This window comes from Luteimonas endophytica, assembly GCF_029887875.1.
Taxonomy (GTDB): domain Bacteria; phylum Pseudomonadota; class Gammaproteobacteria; order Xanthomonadales; family Xanthomonadaceae; genus Luteimonas; species Luteimonas endophytica.
Window position 1 is genome coordinate 201640 of the sequence record NZ_JARXRM010000035.1, and the last position, 20312, is coordinate 221951.

Consider the following 20312-nt stretch of genomic DNA (forward strand, 5'->3'; position numbering starts at 1 on the left):
CCGCTACTGGATCAGGTTCGCCTGCCGGGACGCGGTCTGGCCGAGCAGGCCGAAGTGGCCGTAGGCGTAGCTGTAGCTGGCGTCCTCGTTCCAGATCGATGAGGAATGGATCCCGCCGACGGTACACGCGCCGCCGTAGCAGACCACCTGGTCGTACCAGGACTTGATCGAATACACGCGGCTGCCGAAGCGCGACCCGTACAGCCCGTCGAGGAACGGGCTCGACACCGACAGTCCCCACCGGCCGCAGGTACTGGTCGCGACCGCCCAGGGCCAGGTACCGCAGGACCACAGCCCGCGGAACGCGCCGGCGATGCCCACGAACGCGTCGACGTCACCGGCCAGGCCGTTGTCGGCGATCTGGCGGGCGGCGAGCGTCGCCCCCATCGAATGCCCGATCACGTCGATGCGCCCGCTGCAGGAACCGGCGATCGCCTCGACCATGGCGTCCAGCACCGGCGTTTCCTCGCTGCCGTCGTGATCGTTGCAGGCCGCGCAACTGGCGCTGCCCCAGGCCGGGGCGAAGATCTCGCCTGCGGAATAGCCGCGCGCCAGCAGTTCCTGGCGGGTGGCGTCGAACTGCGAAGGCGTGCCGGTGTTGCCGTGGACCAAGACCACCGGGTCGCGGCACGCGGACCAGGCCGCCGGCGCGAACGCCAACGGCAGCAGTGCGGCCAGGCAGCACCTGGCTGGATTCATGGACATGGTTCCCTCCCGTTGCCGAAGCGCCGGCCGGCGGGTTTGCCGGAAACCGGCATGGCGGCTCCACCCTGGGCCGCGGTGCGGGGAAGTGGAACTGTACGAAGGGGCACCCCGGCACACGCCACCCGCCCGGATCCGGACCGCTGGCGCGGTGCGGCGTTGTCGTCAGCGGGTCGGGCAGGCGGCATCCTCGCCGGCGTGCTGCGCGCATACGCGGCTGCGGCACTCGATGCCGGCGAGGGTGTTGGCCTTCGGGCAGGCGCGCAGCTTGTCCTGGACCACCGGCGACCGCGCCGGCTGCTCCGGCGCTTCGCGGCCTCCACCCAGCGACGCGAGCGCCTGCGTGGTTTCGGCCTGGTCGCGCTGATCCTGGGCCTGGACCTGGGCTACCAGCGCATCCATCGATTCGTGCTGGCTGCCCGCCGGCGGATCCTGCTGGATGATCCGCAGCAGCGTGGAGATCAGGTCGGTTTCGGCGGACGGTTGCGCGGCGGCGGTGCGCGCCGCTCCGCCGCCGGTGTTCTGGACGCGCGCGCTTCCGGGCTGCGAACGCCGCGGCGCGGCGCCTGCGTCGACCGCGGACGGGCGCTCCGCGGTGGTGCCGCCGTCGGGCGATTCCACCGCGGCGATGCCGGCGAGCGCCGCACGGCTTTCCGCCGCGGCGGCGTCGCCGGCGGCTTCATCCCGGGTGCGGCCATCGTTTGCGCGCTCGTCCACGATCAGTGCCGCCTCGCGGCGTTCGATGGTACCGGCACGGTCCACCGCCGGCGCTTGCGTCTCGGGGGCGCTTTGACCGACAGTCTCGCGCCCGGGAGCGGAATCACCGGCGGTCGGCGCGCCCAGCCGCGCCGGGATCTGCAGGACGAGAAGGATGACCAGGATGGCGCCGGCCAGCATCACCACCCACAGCCACGGCCTGCGCGATGGAAGCGCCGCCGCCTTCGGCGGCTTGCGGTTTTCCATGTCGGCGAGGATCCGTCCGGGCGGCCGGGCGTCTGCCGGGCGGCGGTCGGTGCCTGCGACCAGGCTGGGACGCTTGAATTCGCCAGTGCTCAAGTGCAATCCCGCTCTTGTCCGGCCAGGGCCGGGGACAGTCCTTTCGCGCATTCTAGCCGGTGTCCCCCGAGCGTCAATGGCCGCCGGCGGACCGCGCCGCGCATGATCGTGCTGTGGCTGGCGCTGGGATTCGCCGCGGTCTGCGCGTTGCTGTGGCTACTGATGTTTCCCGAAAGCGGCGAAAGGGTCGCGGCGTGGATGGGGCGGCTGCTGCGCCGTGGCGGCGACCGTGCACGACGCGGCGGCCGCCGCGTCGCCGGCGGTGTCGGCGGGACCGGGCGCAGCGTGCGGGCCGTCGGGGCGGGGGCACTGGGCGCGTTGTCCCGGCACCGGCTGGTGCTCGGCGTGGCCATCGCGCTGCTGTGCGTGCCGCCGCTGCTGATCCTGGCATTGCGCCAGCGCGTGGTGCTCGAGGGGTTCTCCAGCCAGGACCTGTCGCAATCGCGGACCGCGATCGCCGAGCTGTTGCGCGGCGAGCGCCTGGTGCCGCCGCCGCCGCCGCCGCCGGCGGTCTTCACCACTGCCGAGGTGCGCCGGGTCAAGCCCGAGATCGTGACTGCCGACCGCAAGTGGGACCGCCTCAGTCCGGACCTGCAACAGCGGGTGCTGGCGATCTACCGGGTGATGCGCGATCAGTACGGCATCGAGATGGTCCTGGTCGAGGGCTACCGCAGCCCGGAGCGGCAGGCCGAGCTGATGCGCGGCGGCCGGGCCACCAACGCCGGGGCGTGGTCGAGCTGCCACCAGTACGGCCTGGCCCTGGACAGCGCGCCGATGCGCCGGGGCAAGCTGCAGTGGGACATGGGCGACGCCTGGACCAGGCGCGCGTATTTCCTCTATGGCGAGCTGGCGGTCCAGGCCGGGCTGGTCTGGGGCGGAAACTGGCGCAGCCTGAAGGACTACGTGCACGTGGAGATGGGCGAGGAATGCACCCGGGCCAAGCGCGCCAGGCGCCGCCAAGATGCGCCCGGCAGGTGATATGGACCGCCCAGTCCTGCTATCTTCCCCGTCCGGCCCGGGAGGGGCCGGTGTCCCGTCGGGACACCGAAGGATCGAGCGCAGCGCGCGCAGCTGGGGGAGCAGCAGGACCATGTCGCATCCTTTCACCGTGCCAGGCGGCCGCGCCGTTCGTGGCGGCGGCACCGTCGCAGGCGGCGTCTGGATGCCTGGCAACGCTCGCGGCGCCGCTCACACCGTGAAGCCGCCGATGCGCATGGCGCCGACGGGAATCTGAATCAGGGGACTTGGAATTTCCCGCGAGGGAAGGCTCAGGGAGCGAGGATGAAGTTGGCGGGGTTCTGGCGTACGGGTCTGGTCGTGGTGGTGGTCTTCGCCGTGGTCTGGCTGTGCGCGATCCTTTACTGGCGGACCACTGGCGCGGCCCCCAGCGGCGGGCAGATGCTGATCTGGCTGGCGGTGGTGCCGCTCGGCCTGCTGGCGGGATTCTGGGCGGTCGGCCGCGTGCGCGCCGCCCGCCGGCGCGAGCCCGCTGCCGCGCCGTCGGCCGCTCCCGCCGAGGCGCTCGAGAGCGATGCCGACCTCGCCCACCCGCCGCTGGACTGCCTGGCCGGCGCGGTGCGGCTGCCCTGCGGCAGCAGTCCGGACGCGGTGCTGGCCGCGCTGGAGGACGCGCCGCGGCCGGGACTGCACCCGAGCCTGCGCGACCGCGATGGTCTGCCGCTGTTTGCAGCAATGGTCGCCGAGCTGGAGACAGGCGCGGCGGCGGACGCGCTGCCGCAGTCGTTGCGGCCCGATCCCGAGCAGCTGCGCGCATTGGCGCTGCTGGAGTCCGTGGCGCTGGAGCTGTTCGATGCGCTCGCGACCCTGCTGCCGCCGCTGCCGGTCGCCGAGGAGCGCGTGGTCGCAGGGCTGCGCCGCCGCGAGAGCGGCGATGTCGTTGAGGTCGCGCGGGTGCTCGCGCTGCTGCCGGCGGCCTGGCCCGCCGCGCTGCGGCAGGCCAGCGATGGATGGCTGCGGCAGCTGGCGCGCGATGCCGGGCTGGATACGCGCAGGATCGTCCTCGAAGCCATCCCGGTGCAGGGGCCGGCCGACGTCTGGCGTCTGCTGGACCGGATCGGCACCGCCGGGGCAGGCGGACTGCCCTGGCAATTGCTGCTTGCCTGCGACTCGACGGTCGGCGAGCGCAGCGTGGCGGCGCTGGCCGCCGCCGGGCGGCTCATGGGCGGCCGCCGCGCAGAAGGGGTGTTCCCGGGCGAGGGTGCGGCAGGAATCCTGTTGCGGCAGCCGGGCAGCGACGCGTCCGACGCGTCCGACGTTGCCGGACCCGCCGTCGCCATGCATCGAGTACGCCTGTGCGCGGTCGAGCCCGACGCGAGCGCCCGCGCCGCGGCGCGCGCCAGTACCGCGTTGCTCGAGCGCGCGCTGCGGGCTGCATCGCTGGAACCGGACGCGGTGGCGCTGCTGCTCAGCGACGCCGACCAGCGCCCCGGCCCCGCCGTCGAGGCCGGCGCCGCCGCCGCGGCCGCCTGTCCGGAACTCGATGTGTCCCGCCAGGCGCCGGCGCTCGGCACGTCCTGCGGCCTGCTCGGCCACGTCGCGCCGCTGGCACTGCTGGCGCTCGCGGCCGCGCAGGTCCGCGCGGGCGGTCGGCCCGCCATGGCGCTCGCCGTCGCCGCCGGGCGCGAACGCGCCGCGGTGGCGTTCGCGCCGGCCCGCGACTCCGCCGCCGACGACATCTCCTCCCCCGAAGTCTCCGGCCAGGCGCCGGACCTCGCCGCCTAAACGGATCGCACCCGCAGATGTTCTACAGACTCAGGTACTACCTCACCGACTACCGCGTGCTGGCCGTGATCGGCATCGCTTCGGCCGCGGCGCTGATGTACTTCGGCGCCGAGGGATTGAAGCAGATCGGCATCTGGGCGCTGGTGCTGCTGGCCGTCGCCCTGCTGGTCTGGGCGCTGGTCTGGGTGGTGCGCCGGCTGCGCGCGCGCCGCGCCGCCAAGGGCCTGGACCAGATGGTCGAAGGCGAGGCCGAGCGCGCCGTGGCCAATGCCCAGCCGGCCGCCCGCGCCGATACCGAGGCGCTGCGCGAGCGCATGCTCGAGGCGGTCAAGGCGATCAAGTCCTCGCGGATCGGGGTGCTCAAGGGCAAGGCGGCGCTGTACGAACTGCCCTGGTACGTGATCATCGGCAATCCGGCCGCGGGCAAGAGCTCGGCGATCCTCAACTCGGGGTTGAAGTTCCCGTTCGAGGACAACCGCAGCAACGTCATCCAGGGCATCGGCGGCACCCGCAACTGTGACTGGTACTTCACCACCGAAGGGATCGTGCTCGACACCGCCGGCCGCTACTCGGTGAGCGTCGAGGACCGGCTGGAGTGGCTGACCTTTCTCGACCTGCTGAAGAAGCACCGCCCCCGCGCGCCGATCAACGGCATCATCATTGCCGCCAGCATCGCCGAGCTGTCCGGCAGCAAGCCCGAGTTCGCGATCGAGCTGGCCAAGAACCTGCGCCAGCGGGTGCAGGAGATCACCGAGCGGCTCGAGGTGTTCGCCCCGGTCTACGTGGTGTTCACCAAGGCCGACCTGATCGCCGGATTCACCGAGTTCTTCCGCGGCCTGGATCCGTCCGAGCGCGAGAACGTGTGGGGCGCGACGCTGCCGTTCGACCCGCAGGCCGGCACCGACGCGCTGGCCAGCTTCGACCGCCATTTCGACGAACTCGCCGATGGCCTGAAGGAGATGAGCCTGGCCCAGATGGCGATGCAGCGCGGGCGCGAGGTCTCTCCCGGGCTGTTGGCGCTGCCGCTGGAGTTCGTGGGCATCAAGCCGGCGTTGCGGACCTTCGTGGCGACGCTGTTCGAGGACAACCCCTACCAGTTCAAGCCGGTGTTCCGCGGCTTCTACTTCACCAGCGCGCTGCAGGAAGGCAACTCGGTGCACTACGCCTCCGAGCGCATCGGCCGGGAATTCTCGCTGCAGGGCGGGCCGCGCGCCGCCGGCACCGAGCCGTCGGGGCAGACCGCGCACTTCCTCAAGGACCTGTTCCGCAAGGTGGTGTTCGCCGACCGCCAGCTGGTGCAGCAGTACTCCAGCCCGCACCAGACCCGGCTGCGCTACGCCGTGTTCCTCGGCGCGGTGGCGGTGCTGGCGCTGGTGCTGGGGTTGTGGACCTGGTCCTATACCACCAACCGCCAGCTGGTCGCCAACGCCACCAAGGACCTGGAGCAGGCGGTGCGCGTGCAGGAGGACCGCGTCGACCTGCAATCGCGCATCGACGCGCTGCTGCTGCTGCAGGACCGGCTCGAGCAGCTGGCCCGCTACCGCGAGCAGCGCAGCGTGGCGACCCGCCTCGGGCTGTACCAGGGCGACCGCATCGAGGCCAAGCTGCTGCAGGAGTACTTCGACGGCATGCGCCAGGTGATGCTGGCGCCGACCGGCGCGCGCATCGAGACCTACCTCGGCGAGGTGGTGGCGCAGGCCGATGCGTTGGCCGAGCCCTCCCGCGGCGAGCATGCCGAACAGGAGAGCCTGTACCAGGAGGCGTCTCCGACCGATACCAACGACGCCTACAACGCCCTGAAGACCTACCTGATGCTCGGCGATCCGGGGCGTGTGGAGCGCGCCCACCTGGGCCACCAGCTCACCCGCTTCTGGCGCGGCTGGCTGGACGCCAACCGCGGCCAGATGTCGCGCGAGGACATGGCGCGGGCGGCGGAGAAGCTGATGAGCTTCTACGTCGCCCGCGCCGACCATCCCGCCTGGCCCCGGGTCGAGACCCGCGTCTCGCTGATCTCCGACGCCCGCGCGGCGCTGACCCAGGCCACCCGCGGCGAGCCGGCGATCAACCGCGTGTTCGCCCAGGTCAAGGCGCGCGCGGCCACGCGCTTCCCGACCATCACCGTCAACAGCCTGATCGGCGACGAGCGCAACAAGGACGCCATCACCGGCAGCTATGCCATCTCCGGGGCGTTCTCCCGCCAGGCCTGGGAGGACTATGTCAAAGGCGCGATCGACGAGGCCGCCAACACCGAGCTGAGCACTACCGACTGGGTGCTCGACACCACCGAGCAGAGCGATCTGTCGCTGGCCGGCAGCCCCGAGCACATCTCGCGCGAGCTGGCGGCGATGTACAAGCAGGAATACGCGCAGGAATGGCAGAAGTTCCTGCAGGGCGTGAGCGTGGCGCCGTTCGGCAGCTTCGATGCGGCGGTCACCCGCATGAACAGCATCGGCGATCCGCAGAACTCGCCGCTGCGCGGCCTGCTCGAGGCGGTCAACGAGCAGACCATCTGGGACAACCCCGCAGCCGCCGCCGATGGCGCGGACGAGGCGAAGGGCGGCTTCGTGGCGTGGTTCCAGCGGGTGATCCTGCGGCGCACGCCGTCGTCGGTGTCCTCGCAGGTCGATCCGGAGACGGGCCGGCCGGCACGCGCACCGATGGGGCCGATCGGCAAGGCTTTCGAAGGATTCGCGCGGCTGGTGTCCAAGCGCGACGGCACCGCGCTGATCGACAGCTATTTCCAGACCCTGGGCAAGCTGCGCAGCCGTCTCAACGCGATCCGCACCGAGGGCGAACCAGGCCCGGGCGCGCGCCGGCTGATGCAGGACACCCTGGGCAACGAGGGTTCGGAGCTCAACGCCGCGCTGGCACTGGTCGACGAGCAGATGCTCACCGGCCTGGACGAGGACCAGCGCAACGCGCTGCGTCCGCTGCTGCTGCGGCCGCTGACCGAGACCTTCGCCGCGCTGGTCCCGCCCACCGAGGCCGAGGTCAACCGGGTCTGGGCGGCGCAGGTCTACGAGCCGTTCCGCAGCGGCGTCGGCCGCCAGTTCCCGTTCGACCCGGGCGCGGACGTCGATGCCGCACCCGGCGACGTGGCGGCGATCTTCGGCGCTTCCGGCGCGATCGCGGCGTTCAACAAGGAGACCCTGGGCACCCTGGTGCTGCAGCGCGGCCCGCTGCTGGAGGCGCGGCGCTGGGCCGGTCTGGGCATCACTCTGCAGCCGGCGCTGATCAGCGGCTACGGCGACTGGGTCAGCGGCCAGCCGGGCGGAGCGGGGGCCGCCGACACCACGATCTTCGAGATCCAGCCGCAACCGGCGATCGGCGCGGTCGAGTTCACCCTCGACATCGACGGCCAGGTGCTGCGCTATCGCAACACGCCGCCGGCCTGGCAGACCTTCCAGTGGCCCAATCCGGGTGCGATCCCCGGGGTCAAGCTGTCGGCCGTGACCAGCGACGGGCGCACCGTGGAGCTGGTCAACGCGCCGGGCGGCAACGGCCTGGCGCGAATGATGGAACTGTCCACCGCGGTGCACCGCGACGACAGCAGCACGCTCACCTGGGAGAAGGATGGCGTCTCGGTCTCGGTGGTGATGCGGATCACCCGCCGTCCGGGTTCCGGGGGCGGCAACGGCGACTGGCAGCGCGGGCTGCAGCTGCCGGCGACCGTCGCCGGGCAGGCGGCGCGCGCGGCGGACGCGGCGGACGCGCAGGATCCGCAGGACGCGGAGGAGGGCGCATGAGCCAGACGGTTTCTGCCGCGGTCAGCTACTTCGGCAAGGTTCCCTCGCGCGGGGACTTCGTGCGCACCGCCGACAACCACCAGCTGATGGCGCTGCTCGACCGCTGGGCCGGCAGCAGCATCGAGCTGCTCAGCCAGAACCCGGACTGGAAGCGGCTGTACGACGAAGCGCCCGACGTGCACTACGCGTTCATGGGCTCGCGCAGCCGGCTGGTGGTGTGCGGGCATTTCCTCCCCAGCCGAGATGCCTCGCAGCGGCGCTTCCCGCTGCTGTCGGCGATCCGGCTGGAGGTGGGCAATCCGCTCGGCTTCATCGCCCGCAGCCCGATGGCCCTGAGCCGGGTCTGGGCCGGGCTGTCGCGGCAGGCGCGCAGCGCGGTGGTCGCGGACGAGGCGGCCGCGCCGCTGCAGGAGCTGGCCGAGAGCCGCTACGATCTCAGCATCGAGCCGGTGGCCTACGCGGCACCGTTCGCCGACTTCATGGAGCTGCAGACGATCGGCTCGCTGGAGCGGCTGCTGCGCGATTCCGGGCACCCCGACGTGGTACTGCGGCGCACCCTGCCGGCTCTGGGGCTGCTGTTGCAGCCGGTGCTGACCGGCAGCGGCGTGACCATCGACAAGGGCCTGGAACTGCCGCTGCCGCGCGACCCGCTGTACCGCCCGCTGGTCGGTGCGTTCTGGCTCGACATCGTCGCCGCCTTCGTCGCCCGCGGGGACTTCGAGCTCGCCGTGCTGGTGCGCGACGAGGACGCGCCGCGGATGATCGTCGGCTTCAACGGCGCCGACCAGCAGATCCTGCGCGCGGTGCTGGATCCGCAGGCGGCGGCCGAGCACCTGATCCGGGTCCAGGATGCCGAGTGGGTGGACGACCACCTGCCCGGCGACTACGCGCTCAACAAGCTGGCCAGCTACGTCGACCGCCACGACCTGTCGCTGAAGGCCGCGCGCGCGATCTTCGGCGAAACCTTCCTCGGAGCATGAGCATGCAGCGTCTCGTCGTCTTCCTCGCCCTGGCGCTGTGCGCCGGCACCTTGCCCGCGCAGGACGCCGCGGCGCCGGTGATCGCCGAGGGCGTGGTGCCGGACCAGGCCACCAAGAGTATGATCCTGGAGAAGCTGCGCGAACTCTACGGCACCGAGCGGGTGGTCGATCGGGTGCAGGTGGAATCGATCCCGGCGCCGCCCAACTGGGGCAGCTACGTCGCCAACATGATCGGGCCGGGGCTGCAGCGCGTCTCCGAGGGCAAGCTGGAGGTGAACGGCCAGAGCGTGCGCATCAGCGGCGAGGTGGTCAACGAAGCGCAGCGCCAGCAGGTCGCCAGCGAGCTCAGCCTCGCCAGCAACAGCACCTACACGGTCACCAACGGGCTGGGCACCGGCGGCTCCGGCCAGGGGCTGCTGGACGCCACGCTCGGCGACCGGATCATCGAGTTCGAGAGCGGCAGCGCGCGGCTCACCGATCTGGGGCGCTACATTCTCGACGAGATGGCGGAGAAGCTGCAGGAGATCGGCGAGGCCAGGGTGCAGATCGTCGGACATACCGACGACGTCGGCCAGCGCCAGGCCAACCTGGCCCTGAGCCAGGCGCGCGCCGAGGCGGTGCGTGCCTACCTGGTGGAGCAGGGCATCCCCCGCGACAACCTCAGCGTGCTGGGCAAGGGCCCCGACGAGCCGATCGCCGACAACGCCACCGACGAGGGCCGCGCCCGCAACCGCCGCATCCAGTTCCGGGTGCTCTGAGCGAACGGGGATCAGCCGCCGAACGACTCTTGGTTGCCGTCGATGTCCAGCAGCTCCTCGACCTGCGACAGGGCGTTGTCGTCCTTGATCACCCGTTTCAGCCACACGTGCAGCGGCATCTCGCCCCAGCGCGCCGCCTTGTCGGCGAGGTAGGCCACCGGACTGTGCGGCTCGGTGCGGCGGAAGAACTCGGCCACCTGGCGCAGCTGCGCGAGCGCCTGCCGGCGCGAGGCGATCGGCCCGCCCTGGCCGGTTGCGGCCGGCCCGCCCGCTTCGGTACCGCCGCCGGCCTCCACTTCGAATCCCTGGGCGGCAGCGCCCGCGTCGCCGACCAGCACCCCGGCGTCGCGCGCGAAGCGCTGCACGGTCTTCTGCAGATGTTCCAGCTGATCGCGCACCGGGGTGAAACTGGGACCGTCGGTACCGAGCCGTGCATCCACCGACAGCTGCAGCTCCTGCAGCGCCATCACGCAGTCCGGCACGTCCTGCATCAGCTGCAGGTAGAACTCGTGCGGGGTGTCGCGGCGCGCGGCCTCCATCACCTCGAGATCGGGTTGGCCGTCGCCGCCAGCGTCGCCGGCGCCGCTGCGCGCGTGCGCCGCCTCGAAATCGCCGAGCCCGAAACGCCCCTGCGGGCCCTGCGCGATCGGCAGCGTGCGCAGCCACTGCAGCGCGTTGGACAGCAGCCAGGTCAGGTTGCCGATGCGCTCCTCGTGGTCGCCGTCGGCGGCCTGCGGGTGCACCTCGTCCCAGTAGCGGTCGCAGAGCCCGGCCACCAGGCGGAAGCCGACCGCCAGCCCGGGGAAGCCATGGACCTGGGCGCTGGATTCGGCCAGCCAGGCGCCCAGGCGCAGGTCCTTGGTCCGCGTGCGCAGCAGATCCGCGCACATCCGCGAGGCGGCGGTCCAGTCGGCGTACTTGATATCGGTGACCCACTCGCCCTGCTCCAGGGTGGGGTCGTCGGCGCGGCGGGCTTCCTGGATCGCGTCGAATTCAGGGGAGAACGACAGGTCCTCGCCGGTCGGCGAGTCCTCGGAGATCGGGGCCAGCAGGTCTTCCAGTTCCAGCATGGCGATGCTCGGCAGATGGATTGTGGGACCGATTCTACAGAGTCGCCGGTCTTTCCCTATACTGCCGGTCCGCGAAGTTTGCTAAGTTGCGGGACAGGAAGTCGGCCGCCGCCGGACCGTCGCGAGGGTGTCGCTACGGACAGCGCGGAGCCCGGTCAAGCCACGGAGTCTGCGTGATGCACTCATTGGAAGACGTGCGCGATGCTCTGGCCTCGCTCATCCGCATCGACGATGCGACCCGCCTCTATCGCCTGGAGCTGCCCGACGCGCCCGCCGGCCTGCTGGTGGAACGCTGGCGCGGCCGCGAGGCACTGTCGCAAGGGTTCGAGTGGTGGGTGGACGCGCTCTCGCCCGATGCCGGGCTGTCGCTGGACGGCTGGCTCGGCCGGCCGGCGCGCCTGCTGACCCGGCTGGCCGACGGCGGCCGGGCCGCGCGCACCGGCCTGGTGCGCGAGGCCGCCTGCATCGGCACCGACGGCGGCATGGCCCGCTACCGCCTGTGCCTGGTGCCATGGACCTGGCTGCTCACCCAGGGCCGCCACAGCCGTGTGTTCCAGGAGCGCAGCGTGGCCGAGATCGTGGAAACAGTGTTCGCCGGCTACGCCCCGCTGGCGGCCTGGCGGCTGGGCGACGATGTCGGCCCGTTCCTGGCCCAGGCGCGGCCGCGCAGCTACTGCGTGCAGTACCGCGAGAGCGACTTGGATTTCATCGGCCGGCTGCTGGCCGAAGAGGGGCTTGGCTGGCGGCTGGAGGAGTCGGAAGACGACGCCTGCGGCCACCGCATGGTCGTTTTCGCCGACAGCGCCGGACAGCCCGAGGACCCGGGCTCCGAGCAGCACGGGGGCGTGCGCTTCCACCGCAGCGACGCCACCGAATCCCATGACAGCATCCTGGCTTTCGGCCGCCGCCGCGGCATTGGCGCCGGTCGCTTGACCCTGATCAGCAGCGACTACCGGACCTGCCAGGCCAGCAGCGCGCAGCTGCCGCTCGAGTCCGCCGGCGAGACCGATGCGGCGCTGGAAGCCTACGATCCCTCGGGCGCGTATGCCTTCGCCGGCTCCGGCGAAGCCGAGCGCCTGGCCGGCCTGCTTGCGCAGGCGCGCGAGGCGCGGCAGCAGGCGTGGTTCGGGCAGGGCACGGCGCGCAGCTTCCGCGCCGGCACCTGGTTCCGCCTCACCCAGGCCCCGGCCCAGGGCGAAACGCCCCCGTCCGAAGTGCTGATCACCCGGATCCACCATGCCGGCGTCAACAACCTGCCGCTGGACCTGCGCCAGGGCGTCGGCACCAGGCTCGGCCCGGCCCCGGCCTGGCCCCGCGACGCCGACGCCGACGCGGACGTCGTGGAAGGCGAACGCGCCATCCTCGCCCGCGCCGAAGCCGTGGGCTACGCCAACCGTTTCGAGGGGGTGGACCGCGAGCGCCCGTGGCGGCCGGTGCTGGCCGACGACACCGGCGCGCGGCTGAACCCACGGCCCACCGCGCCGGGCTACCAGACCGCGATCGTGGTCGGCGCCGAGGGCCAGTCCAGCGCCTCGGGCGCGCAGGAACTCCACTGCGACCGCCTCGGCCGGATCCGCGTGCGCTTCCACTGGCAGCAGCGCCCGGGCGAGGGCGAGGCGGCCGACAGCTGCTGGCTGCGCGTGGCGCAGCGCTACGCGGGCCCGGGCGTGGGCAGCCAGTTCCTGCCGCGGATCGGCCAGGAGGTGCTGGTCGCGTTCCTGGAAGGCGATATCGACCGACCGGTGGTGACCGGCGCGCTGTTCAACGGCCAGGGCGAGGCCGGCGTGGCGCCCACGCCGGGCGGCAAGTCCGCCGATGCGGATGCCGCGGGGGCGTACGCCCAGGCGGCGGACCACCGCTCCAGCGCCCAGGCCAACCTCGCCGGCGGCCATGCACCGCCGTGGCACGGCACGGGCGCCGGCGAGGATGCGCACCGCAACGGCGCTGCCCTGTGGGGCGTCAAATCCAAGGAGTGGGGCGGCGAAGGCCACAGCCGCCTGGTGCTCGACGACAGCGACGGCCAGCTGCGCCTGCAGCTGGCAACCACCCAGGCCGCCAGCCAGCTCAACCTCGGTCACCTGATCCACCAGGCCGACAACTACCGCGGCAGCTTCCGTGGCGAGGGCTTCGAGCTGCGCACCGACGCCTGGGGCGCGGTGCGCGCCGAGGCCGGCCTGTGGCTGAGCGCCTACGACAAGCCGGGCGGCACCCCGGCCGGCGATGCCGTCGGCCCCGTCGCGCTGCTCGGCCAGCTGCGCGCGCTGGGCGAAACCTTCTCCAGCGCCGCCGCCACACACCAGACCGTGCGCCTGGCCGGCCACGAGGGCGCCCACGCCGCCGCCGCTTCGCGCCTGGTCGACGATAGCGCCCCGCTGCAGGCCCTGCTGGCGAGCGCGAAGACCACCGTGCCGGGCGACGCGTACGACGCCGCGCGCGGCGCGGCCGCAGAGCGCAGCCCGGCCGCAGGCGAGAACCGCATCCCGCACACCGGCGACGCGCTGCTGGGCCTGGCCGCGCCGGCCGGCATCGGCCTGGTCGCCGGCCAGGGCCTGACCTGGGCGGTCGGCGAAACCCTCACCCTGGCCAGCGGCCAGGCCAGCCACCTGGCGGTGGCCGGCAACCTGCGCCTGCACGCCGGCCAGACCATCGGCATGCTGGCCGCCGCGGTCGAGGGCCAGTCGGAGGAATCCACGCTGAGCCTGGTGGCCGGCGAGGGAGAACTGGACTTCCAGGCCCAGAACGACCAGCTGAAGCTGCAGTCGAAGGAGCAGCTCAAGCTGGTCAGCGCCAACGCCGAGCTCGAGATGGCCGCCGGCAAGACCATCCACCTGGCAACAGCCGGCGGGGCCAGCCTGACCATCGAGGACGGCAACATCGTCGTCGCCTGCCCGGGGGAGATCCGGGTGCATGCGGGGAAGAAGAGCTTCGTGGGGCCGACGCAGCTGAGCCGCGAGATGAACGCCTGGCCGGAGACCAAGTTCGACGAGCGAGTGCGCGTGGTGTTTCCAAATCAGGAACCAGCCATGAACTATCGGTACGAATATGTGCGTGGCGATGGCGCCAGGATCCAGGGAGTAACCGACATGGATGGATGGGCGGACGTCCAGAAAGCACTTGGTGCCGAAACCTTCGTGATTCGTTTGCTCGGTCCAGCTGTCGGTTCGTCTGGAGGTACCGCATGACGGAAGCGACGCGCCAGGTCCCGACCGATCTAGACGATGATGGAGTGCCGCGTGCTCGCCTTGTAGCGTCGCCTGTCGACAATAAGCAACGAGCCGAAGTGACGGCTCCGCCGCCACGGGTCATCCCGGTCTTCTTCTTGCCTGGCATCATGGGCAGCAATTTGAAAGCCAAGGCAGGCCATCCTTTACTGGCTCCTGGCGAGTCGGTATGGCGTCCACCAAATGGCATCATCGCCGGATTGCGTGAGGTCCGAAAATGGTCCAAGCGAGGACCTGCGGATAGACAGATGGTCCTTGGTCCGGATTTGGCCGAGGTAGACGATAGCGGCACATATGAAGCCCGAGACTCTCTTCACGGGACCCAGGTGCCGAAGGATTGTGGTTGGGGTGAGGTGCATTGGGATAGCTATGGCAAGGTGCTCAACCATCTGCACAGGATGCTCAAGTACATTTTTGCCCGAGGTGGGTGGGGCGGAAAAGGGGAAATCAAGCCGGCGGGATTCTGGCCAGGCATCATCGAGGCCGACCGGGAGTCGTGGGGTGCTGCCGGCAGTCCTGCGCTAACAGAAGAGGATCTCAAGCAGCTCGCCAACGCTCAGTATCCCGTATACGCATGCGGCTACAACTGGCTCCAATCTAATGAGAAATCGGCCGATATCGTCGAAGCACGCATTGCCAAGGTCATCAAGGAGTGGAACGACAAGCCGGAGTATCGCTGCGACAAGGCGATTCTGGTAACGCATTCAATGGGGGGCTTCGTCGCGCGTGCGGCTGCAAAAAAAAATCCTGCGCAGATCCTGTTTGTATTTCACAGCGTACAACCGGCGGTGGGTGCGCCGGAAGCCTATCGGCGTATGGTTTGTGGTGCTCCTGGTGCCGATCCCTCTGATGGGTGGATTAAGAGAAAAGGAGATGAAGCGTTTGCAACGATCATCGGCCAGGACACAACGCAAACCACACCTGTACTGGCATGCGCACCCGGTCCGATGGAGCTTCTGCCTAACCACCTATATCCGGGAAAATGGCTGTATGTGGGATTAAGCGGCGCGGGAGGCCGGACAACGCCGACTTTAGAGCTCCCGGATGGAGATATCTACGATCTCTACAGGGAAGCTCGAGCATGGTATCGACTTGTCGATCCAAATTTTGTTGATCCGGCCCAAATGTATGCCGACTATAAAGATGGGCCAATGAGCAAGGTGCGTGATGCGATCAAGCAAGCCGAGCGCTTTCACAAGGAAGTGATGGGAAACTACTACCACACGCCTACCTACGCCCAATACGGATCAGATCGAGGCTACCCAACCGTTGGTGCCTTTGGCTGGGTTACGGATCATCCCGCTGGATTTGCACTTACGGAAGCTCAGCTGAGGCGCCCTGAGGCATGGGTGCGCCAGACTACCGGCGAAGCAGAATTGCATCTACGGCTGAAACACAACCACCAAAGTGTTGTGCGCGACATTCGCTTTCGACCAACCGGGCCAGATGCGCCCGGCGACGGTACAGTCCCTTACCAGTCTGGACGAGCGCCTGAAGGGCAGCCTGGTGTACGTGGCGTGTTCAGGACGCAGGGACATGATCATCAAGGAAGCTACGAAGACACGAGAGTGTTGCAACTGATGTGCTACCTGATCGCGCGTACGGTCAAGGAGCTGGCATGAACTCCTCGATTAAATGGCTGGTTGCAACGGGCTTGCTACTATCAAGCGGCCTGGGAGCAATGATGGTCTATTCGCGGGACGGACACCTAAGCGAAGAGATGACGGTGATGACTCAGGATAACGTGACGCATTGTGTCGGGCGGTTCTTAATTGATTTGCCTGCTACCACAAGTACGAGCTATGCACCTGCCCATATCAGTGGCGTAGTTATCAAGAAAATCCCGTACGTATCGCGAGAAGCCTTTGATGCTTCTGTGAAAGAGCGGCTGAGTCAGTTGGCATCTGAGAGCAATGAGTACGGAAATCCATCGCTTGAGCGCCAGGAGGAGTTCCGTGGCCGTGGGAGTAGCGGGATCGTCGCTTACTACGGGCGTTCGAAGCCTGACTATTGGTTTGAACATGGCGTTCGCGTTGAGGGTAGCGAAGGAGTCAATGTTGAAGCATGGGTTGCTCACGATACAACTGGGTACCATCTTTATGGAGAGCAGCTACATGCGGAACGGTCTAGCGATAACGCTAGGTCGCTCGCGACAAGATTGATGCATGCCGAAGTCGGTGAGGTACCAACTGAGCCGGGTTTCTGCATAGAGCGTGGAATCATTACTGATCCGCCCCTTTCAGGGCAACGTGAGAACGTCACTTTCTTTTTTGAGTTCAGGCAGTATCCAGACCTGAAGGGCAAGCTCACGAGCACGATGCCCGCGCAGCCGCCAGAATCATTAATTCGACGCATGAGCAGCAAGGAAGGCATCTCTGCCGTGGATCAAGCGCGTATCAGCACCTTACGTGAAGGCGGGCGTAGCGTTAACGGGATCGCCGGTGAGGAGGTGCTTGAGAGCTATGCAGAGGATGGCGGCAGGCACACTCGTCTGTTCTCTTGGGAAGCGCCCGGCAAGAAGGGTAGCCGAGATGAGCCGACGCTCTCGCTAGAGCTTGAGTCAGAAGAAGGGGGCAACGCCGTGGCCTCTTCGCTGAGCGACGATGATGCCGTTGCTCTGTGGGACGCCATTCTCGAGTCAATTCGCCTGCGGCCGGGGGCAATCTAGGAAACGCCTTTGCCCTCGCAGATGTGAAAGCAATGCTGTTCAATGCGGGGTCCTATTCGGAGACGCCTTCGATAGCGAATCCGTCGATTCTGCTGAGCCTCCGATCTGGTGAGCTGTTGCCGGGTGGCGCTCCTTCGAGGTTGGCACCGTACCGCAAGCCGACCGAGCGCCACGAAGGGCGGACCACAAGATGACGGCCTCGGTCGAGGAGACGCGCGCCGTTGCCATCTTGGCTGCCATCAACGCCTCAGTCCGGTCACGATGAGGTGCGTGATCACTGCGCCTGATTGGGGTGCCTCTTTCGATTTTACGCCAGCCATTGCTGAAGTAAGTGTCCGATGAGGGAATGCTATCAATCGGGTCTGTTGCTGATAGCCGCATTGTCTTGCGGAGGGTGCCATTCGAAGGAAGAGGGCGCCGACGCGGGTTTGCTTGCAGCGCCAGAGCTCCGTACTCACTGCGTAGGTCGCTTTCTCGTCGATCTTCCCGAGGACTTCAGGCGGGTCCACCTGGCTGCCGGTAGCACCGGGGATGCCACCTTCTATTTCGGCCATGATGCCGATTTCCGGACGGTGAACGTCACGGTCATCGCGCAGCCGGTCGACCAGGAACAATTCGAAGCGGCCGTGGCGGCGCGATCGGAAGAGCTGGCAAGCGGAACCAACTACGAGACCAACGCTTCGATGCTGCTTGGCCAGGAAGCATGGTCCCCCACCCAGACCCGGCTCAGCTATCACGCCAGCGTCGACGTCGCCGACGCTCAGGTGCAGGAGCTACACATGCTTGTCGGCGACGCCCATGTGGCGATCAGCACGACCGCATTCGATGCCACGCAGCACCAGGATGCCGAATCCAGGCTGCGCAACATGCTGGCGAAGGTGAGCAGGGTGGACGATCCGCAACGGGCCGGTCCAGGCGTCTGCCTGGGGGCCGTCGTGGTGGATGCGGGAAGCGACTACGAGGAGCTGCAACTGGGCTATCGCGCCGCGGGGCGGTCCCACTCGGATGTCCGATTCCAGGTCAGCCTCAATACCTTCCGCCAGCCGGACGACGAGCCCACGCTCATCGCGCGCGGCGAATCGAACCTCGCCGGCCTCGGCGTCAAGCCCAAGACCCTGAAGAAGGGCGAACGCCAGCTGGCCGGCATGGAGGGAGAGGAGTGGCTGGGCAGGTTCGAGGAGGAGGGCAGGCCCCAGCACGGATTCTATGCCGAGACCAATGTCCGCTCGCCCTCCCCGCGCGAGCCCAAGCTCATGGTCGAAATGTTCACCGGCGGCGAGGACGCCAGCGGCGAGCCGGCAGCGTCGTCGCTGAGCGAACAGGATGCCGTGCAGCTGTGGGACGCGATCGTCGAAAGCATTCGTACGCGACCAGGTGAGAGCCAGCCTCGTCCATGACGTGATGGTTGTCGGGGGGAGGCGGCCACACCCGGTGCTGCTTCTTTTCGGATTGCTTATGGCTCTCGGTGTTGGCTGCAGCCCTTCGCCGAATCAAGCGGGCGCCACGAGCGGTGCGGCGTCGATGAGGTCGCATTGTGTTGGGCGCCTTCTTGTCGATCTGCCGGAGTCGTTCGACTCGCGCTATTTCGAAGGCGAAGCCACGCTCTACTACGGGCGCACCGCCGATTTCGAGACCGTGGACGTACGGATCGCGAGCGCAGAAGTAGATGCCGTGAGCTTCGTCGCCGCCGTTGAGCAGCGCGCGTCCGAGATACAGGCGGAGAGCAACGAGAAAACGAAGGGATCCATGCTCGTGGCAAGGCACGACTTCTCCGAGCACAGCATCCTGCTCCGCTACCATCGAAGCGATATCTCCGATCGCTCCCACATTCATGAAGTGCACCTCTGGGTCGGCGGAGCCCATCTCGTATTGACGGCCGAGTCGTTCAAGGGCGACATGGACCTTGTCGAACAACGCCTCGCCGAGATCGCTCGACGTACGGCGACGTCTTCGGAAATGGAACGAACACGGCCGGGGTTCTGTCTTGGGCCTGTGATCGTGCATGCCGACAACGACGACGAGATGGCATCGTTTCGGTATCGGGATTCGCGCCAGAGCCATGCGGACCTGGCGCTCGAGATCGAAATCAGCTCCTTCGCGAGGGACGAAAACGATTCGCGATTGATTCGAAGAGTGGAGCGGAGTCTGAGGGGGTTCGGATTCCGACCCAAGGTGGTACGCAAGGGAGCGATCGAGTTGGCCGGCGTGACGGCTGAAGAGTGGCTTGGCTCGCACAAAGAAAATGGTGGGTTGAAGCATATGTTCAGTGCGGAGTCCTATCCGGAGACGCCTTCTAGCTCTAATCCGGGGATTCAGCTGAGCCTCCGGTCTGGTGAGCCGGTGTCTGATACCGCTTCGGGGTTGTCCCCATATCGCAAGCCCACCCCAACGCCGCGAAGCGCGAACCACGAGACAGCGGCCTCGGTCGAGGAGGCGCAAGCTGTTGCCATTTGGGACGCCATCACCGCCTCGGTCCGGCTCCAATGAAGGCGAGAGCCTTCGTGAATCCATCACCCTGGAAGTGGTTGGTTGCAGCGGCCGTCCTGCTGGCGGGCGGATCTGGCGGGGCGATCATCTTGCTCCGGCACGCGCCACTGGATGCAGAAGCGATTTCCCTAGGCGATGGTGCCGAAACATACTGCGTGGGCCGCTATTTCGTTGACGTGCCGAGAAACGCAAGAGCGATCTACGGTCCGGCGTGGATCTCAGGCGTTGACATCGAAACAAGGCGTCCAAACAAGGGGAGTGCGGGAAGGTTCGCGAGCCGGGAGCGCGAGCTACGGAGCGAAGCGGACCAGGAGGGAGCGCCTGTAATGACCCAGCGCTTCCTGCACAGGTCAGGCCGCTAAGACATACGCCTGGGCGGGTGTCTTCATGCCCAGCGCCTGGTGCGGGCGCCGGAAGTTGTAGAACTGGATCCAGTCGCCGATCACCCGCATGGCGTGCTGCTGGGTCTCGAAGCGGTGGCGGTGGGCGCACTGCTCCTTCAACGTGCGGATGACGCGCTCGACCATGCCGTTCTGCTGCGGGCAGTGCGGCGTGATGAACTCCTGCTTTAGGCCGTAGCTCCGCACCAGGCGCGTGTAGTGGCGGCTGGTGAACACCAGGCCATTGTCCGAGCGCAGCAGGAACGGCGCAGGCACACGGCCAAGCGTGCCGTAGCGGGTGATCAGGGCCTGCTCGAGGGCCGCGGCTGCGGTGGTGGCCCGGCCACTGCGCGAGAGCTGCCAGCCGAGCAACTGGCGGGTGTGGCAATCGATGACCAGGGCCAAGCTCAGCCAGCCGTCGCGCCCGCCCCAGACCCGGCACAGATCCGTGGCCCAGCGCTGGTCGGGTGCCGTGGCCACCGACGGAAGGGCTTGGATCCTG

15 protein-coding genes are annotated in these 20312 nt (G+C 68.5%); 11 read left to right on the top strand and 4 right to left on the bottom strand.

The genetic code is table 11. From position 1 onward, the window contains the following. Positions 1 to 3: 3 nt before the first annotated feature. Positions 4 to 705, bottom strand: a complete 702-nt coding sequence (locus QFW77_RS12150; RefSeq protein ID WP_280574990.1) for an alpha/beta fold hydrolase — start codon at positions 703 to 705, stop codon at positions 4 to 6. A 162-nt stretch (positions 706 to 867) separates the two neighbouring features. Next, complete coding sequence (locus QFW77_RS12155; RefSeq protein WP_280574991.1) at positions 868 to 1758, bottom strand: hypothetical protein; 891 nt, start codon at positions 1756 to 1758, stop codon at positions 868 to 870. A gap of 102 nt (positions 1759 to 1860) precedes the next feature. Between QFW77_RS12155 and QFW77_RS12160 the strand changes: the two genes are divergently transcribed. From QFW77_RS12160 to QFW77_RS12180, 5 genes are all read left to right on the top strand, one after another. Next, the gene (locus QFW77_RS12160) at positions 1861 to 2736 is read left to right on the top strand and encodes a M15 family metallopeptidase (RefSeq protein ID WP_280574992.1); all 876 of its coding nucleotides are present in this window, start codon (positions 1861 to 1863) and stop codon (positions 2734 to 2736) included. 303 nt (positions 2737 to 3039) lie between these two features. Then, positions 3040 to 4500 carry a hypothetical protein gene (locus QFW77_RS12165; protein WP_280574993.1) on the top strand — a complete coding sequence of 487 codons (1461 nt, stop codon included), beginning with the start codon at positions 3040 to 3042 and terminating at the stop codon, positions 4498 to 4500. 17 nt (positions 4501 to 4517) lie between these two features. Beyond that, positions 4518 to 8246 carry a type VI secretion system membrane subunit TssM gene (gene tssM / locus QFW77_RS12170; protein ID WP_280574995.1) on the top strand — a complete coding sequence of 1243 codons (3729 nt, stop codon included), beginning with the start codon at positions 4518 to 4520 and terminating at the stop codon, positions 8244 to 8246. Continuing rightward, positions 8243 to 9226, top strand: coding sequence for a type VI secretion system-associated protein TagF (tagF, locus tag QFW77_RS12175; RefSeq protein ID WP_280574996.1), 984 nt, complete (start codon positions 8243 to 8245; stop codon positions 9224 to 9226). The genes tssM and tagF overlap by 4 nt, the downstream gene beginning before the upstream one ends. 2 nt (positions 9227 to 9228) lie before the next feature. After that, on the top strand, positions 9229 to 9984 hold the full coding sequence (locus QFW77_RS12180; protein ID WP_280574998.1) for an OmpA family protein: 756 nt from the start codon (positions 9229 to 9231) through the stop codon (positions 9982 to 9984). Positions 9985 to 9995: 11 nt separating this feature from the next. Here QFW77_RS12180 and tssA read toward each other — a convergent pair whose 3' ends face one another. Further along, on the bottom strand, positions 9996 to 11054 hold the full coding sequence (tssA, locus tag QFW77_RS12185) for a type VI secretion system protein TssA (protein ID WP_280574999.1): 1059 nt from the start codon (positions 11052 to 11054) through the stop codon (positions 9996 to 9998). A gap of 176 nt (positions 11055 to 11230) precedes the next feature. Here tssA and QFW77_RS12190 point away from each other — a divergent pair, with 176 nt between their 5' ends. The 6 genes from QFW77_RS12190 (at position 11231) to QFW77_RS19145 (ending at position 19792) form a co-directional block, all read left to right on the top strand. Continuing rightward, on the top strand, positions 11231 to 14236 hold the full coding sequence (locus QFW77_RS12190) for a type VI secretion system Vgr family protein (RefSeq protein ID WP_280575000.1): 3006 nt from the start codon (positions 11231 to 11233) through the stop codon (positions 14234 to 14236). Then, entirely contained in the window at positions 14233 to 15897 is a 1665-nt protein-coding gene (locus tag QFW77_RS12195; protein WP_280575002.1) for an esterase/lipase family protein, read from the top strand. Before QFW77_RS12190 ends, QFW77_RS12195 begins: the two co-directional genes overlap by 4 nt. Then, a complete protein-coding gene (locus tag QFW77_RS12200) occupies positions 15894 to 16943 on the top strand; it encodes a T6SS immunity protein Tli4 family protein (protein ID WP_280575003.1) in 1050 nt (349 codons plus the stop codon). Before QFW77_RS12195 ends, QFW77_RS12200 begins: the two co-directional genes overlap by 4 nt. 338 nt (positions 16944 to 17281) lie before the next feature. Next, a complete protein-coding gene (locus QFW77_RS12205; RefSeq protein ID WP_280575004.1) occupies positions 17282 to 18340 on the top strand; it encodes a T6SS immunity protein Tli4 family protein in 1059 nt (352 codons plus the stop codon). A 58-nt stretch (positions 18341 to 18398) separates the two neighbouring features. Next, positions 18399 to 19430: a T6SS immunity protein Tli4 family protein gene (locus QFW77_RS12210; RefSeq protein ID WP_280575006.1), complete on the top strand. Its 1032-nt coding sequence runs from the start codon at positions 18399 to 18401 to the stop codon at positions 19428 to 19430. After that, positions 19427 to 19792, top strand: a complete 366-nt coding sequence (locus QFW77_RS19145) for a Tli4 family immunity protein (RefSeq protein WP_425603320.1) — start codon at positions 19427 to 19429, stop codon at positions 19790 to 19792. The genes QFW77_RS12210 and QFW77_RS19145 overlap by 4 nt, the downstream gene beginning before the upstream one ends. Here QFW77_RS19145 and QFW77_RS12215 read toward each other — a convergent pair. Beyond that, a partial coding sequence (locus QFW77_RS12215; protein ID WP_280575008.1) for an IS3 family transposase occupies positions 19781 to 20312 on the bottom strand: 532 nt, incomplete at its 5' end. The two genes, QFW77_RS19145 and QFW77_RS12215, sit on opposite strands and share 12 nt — an antisense overlap.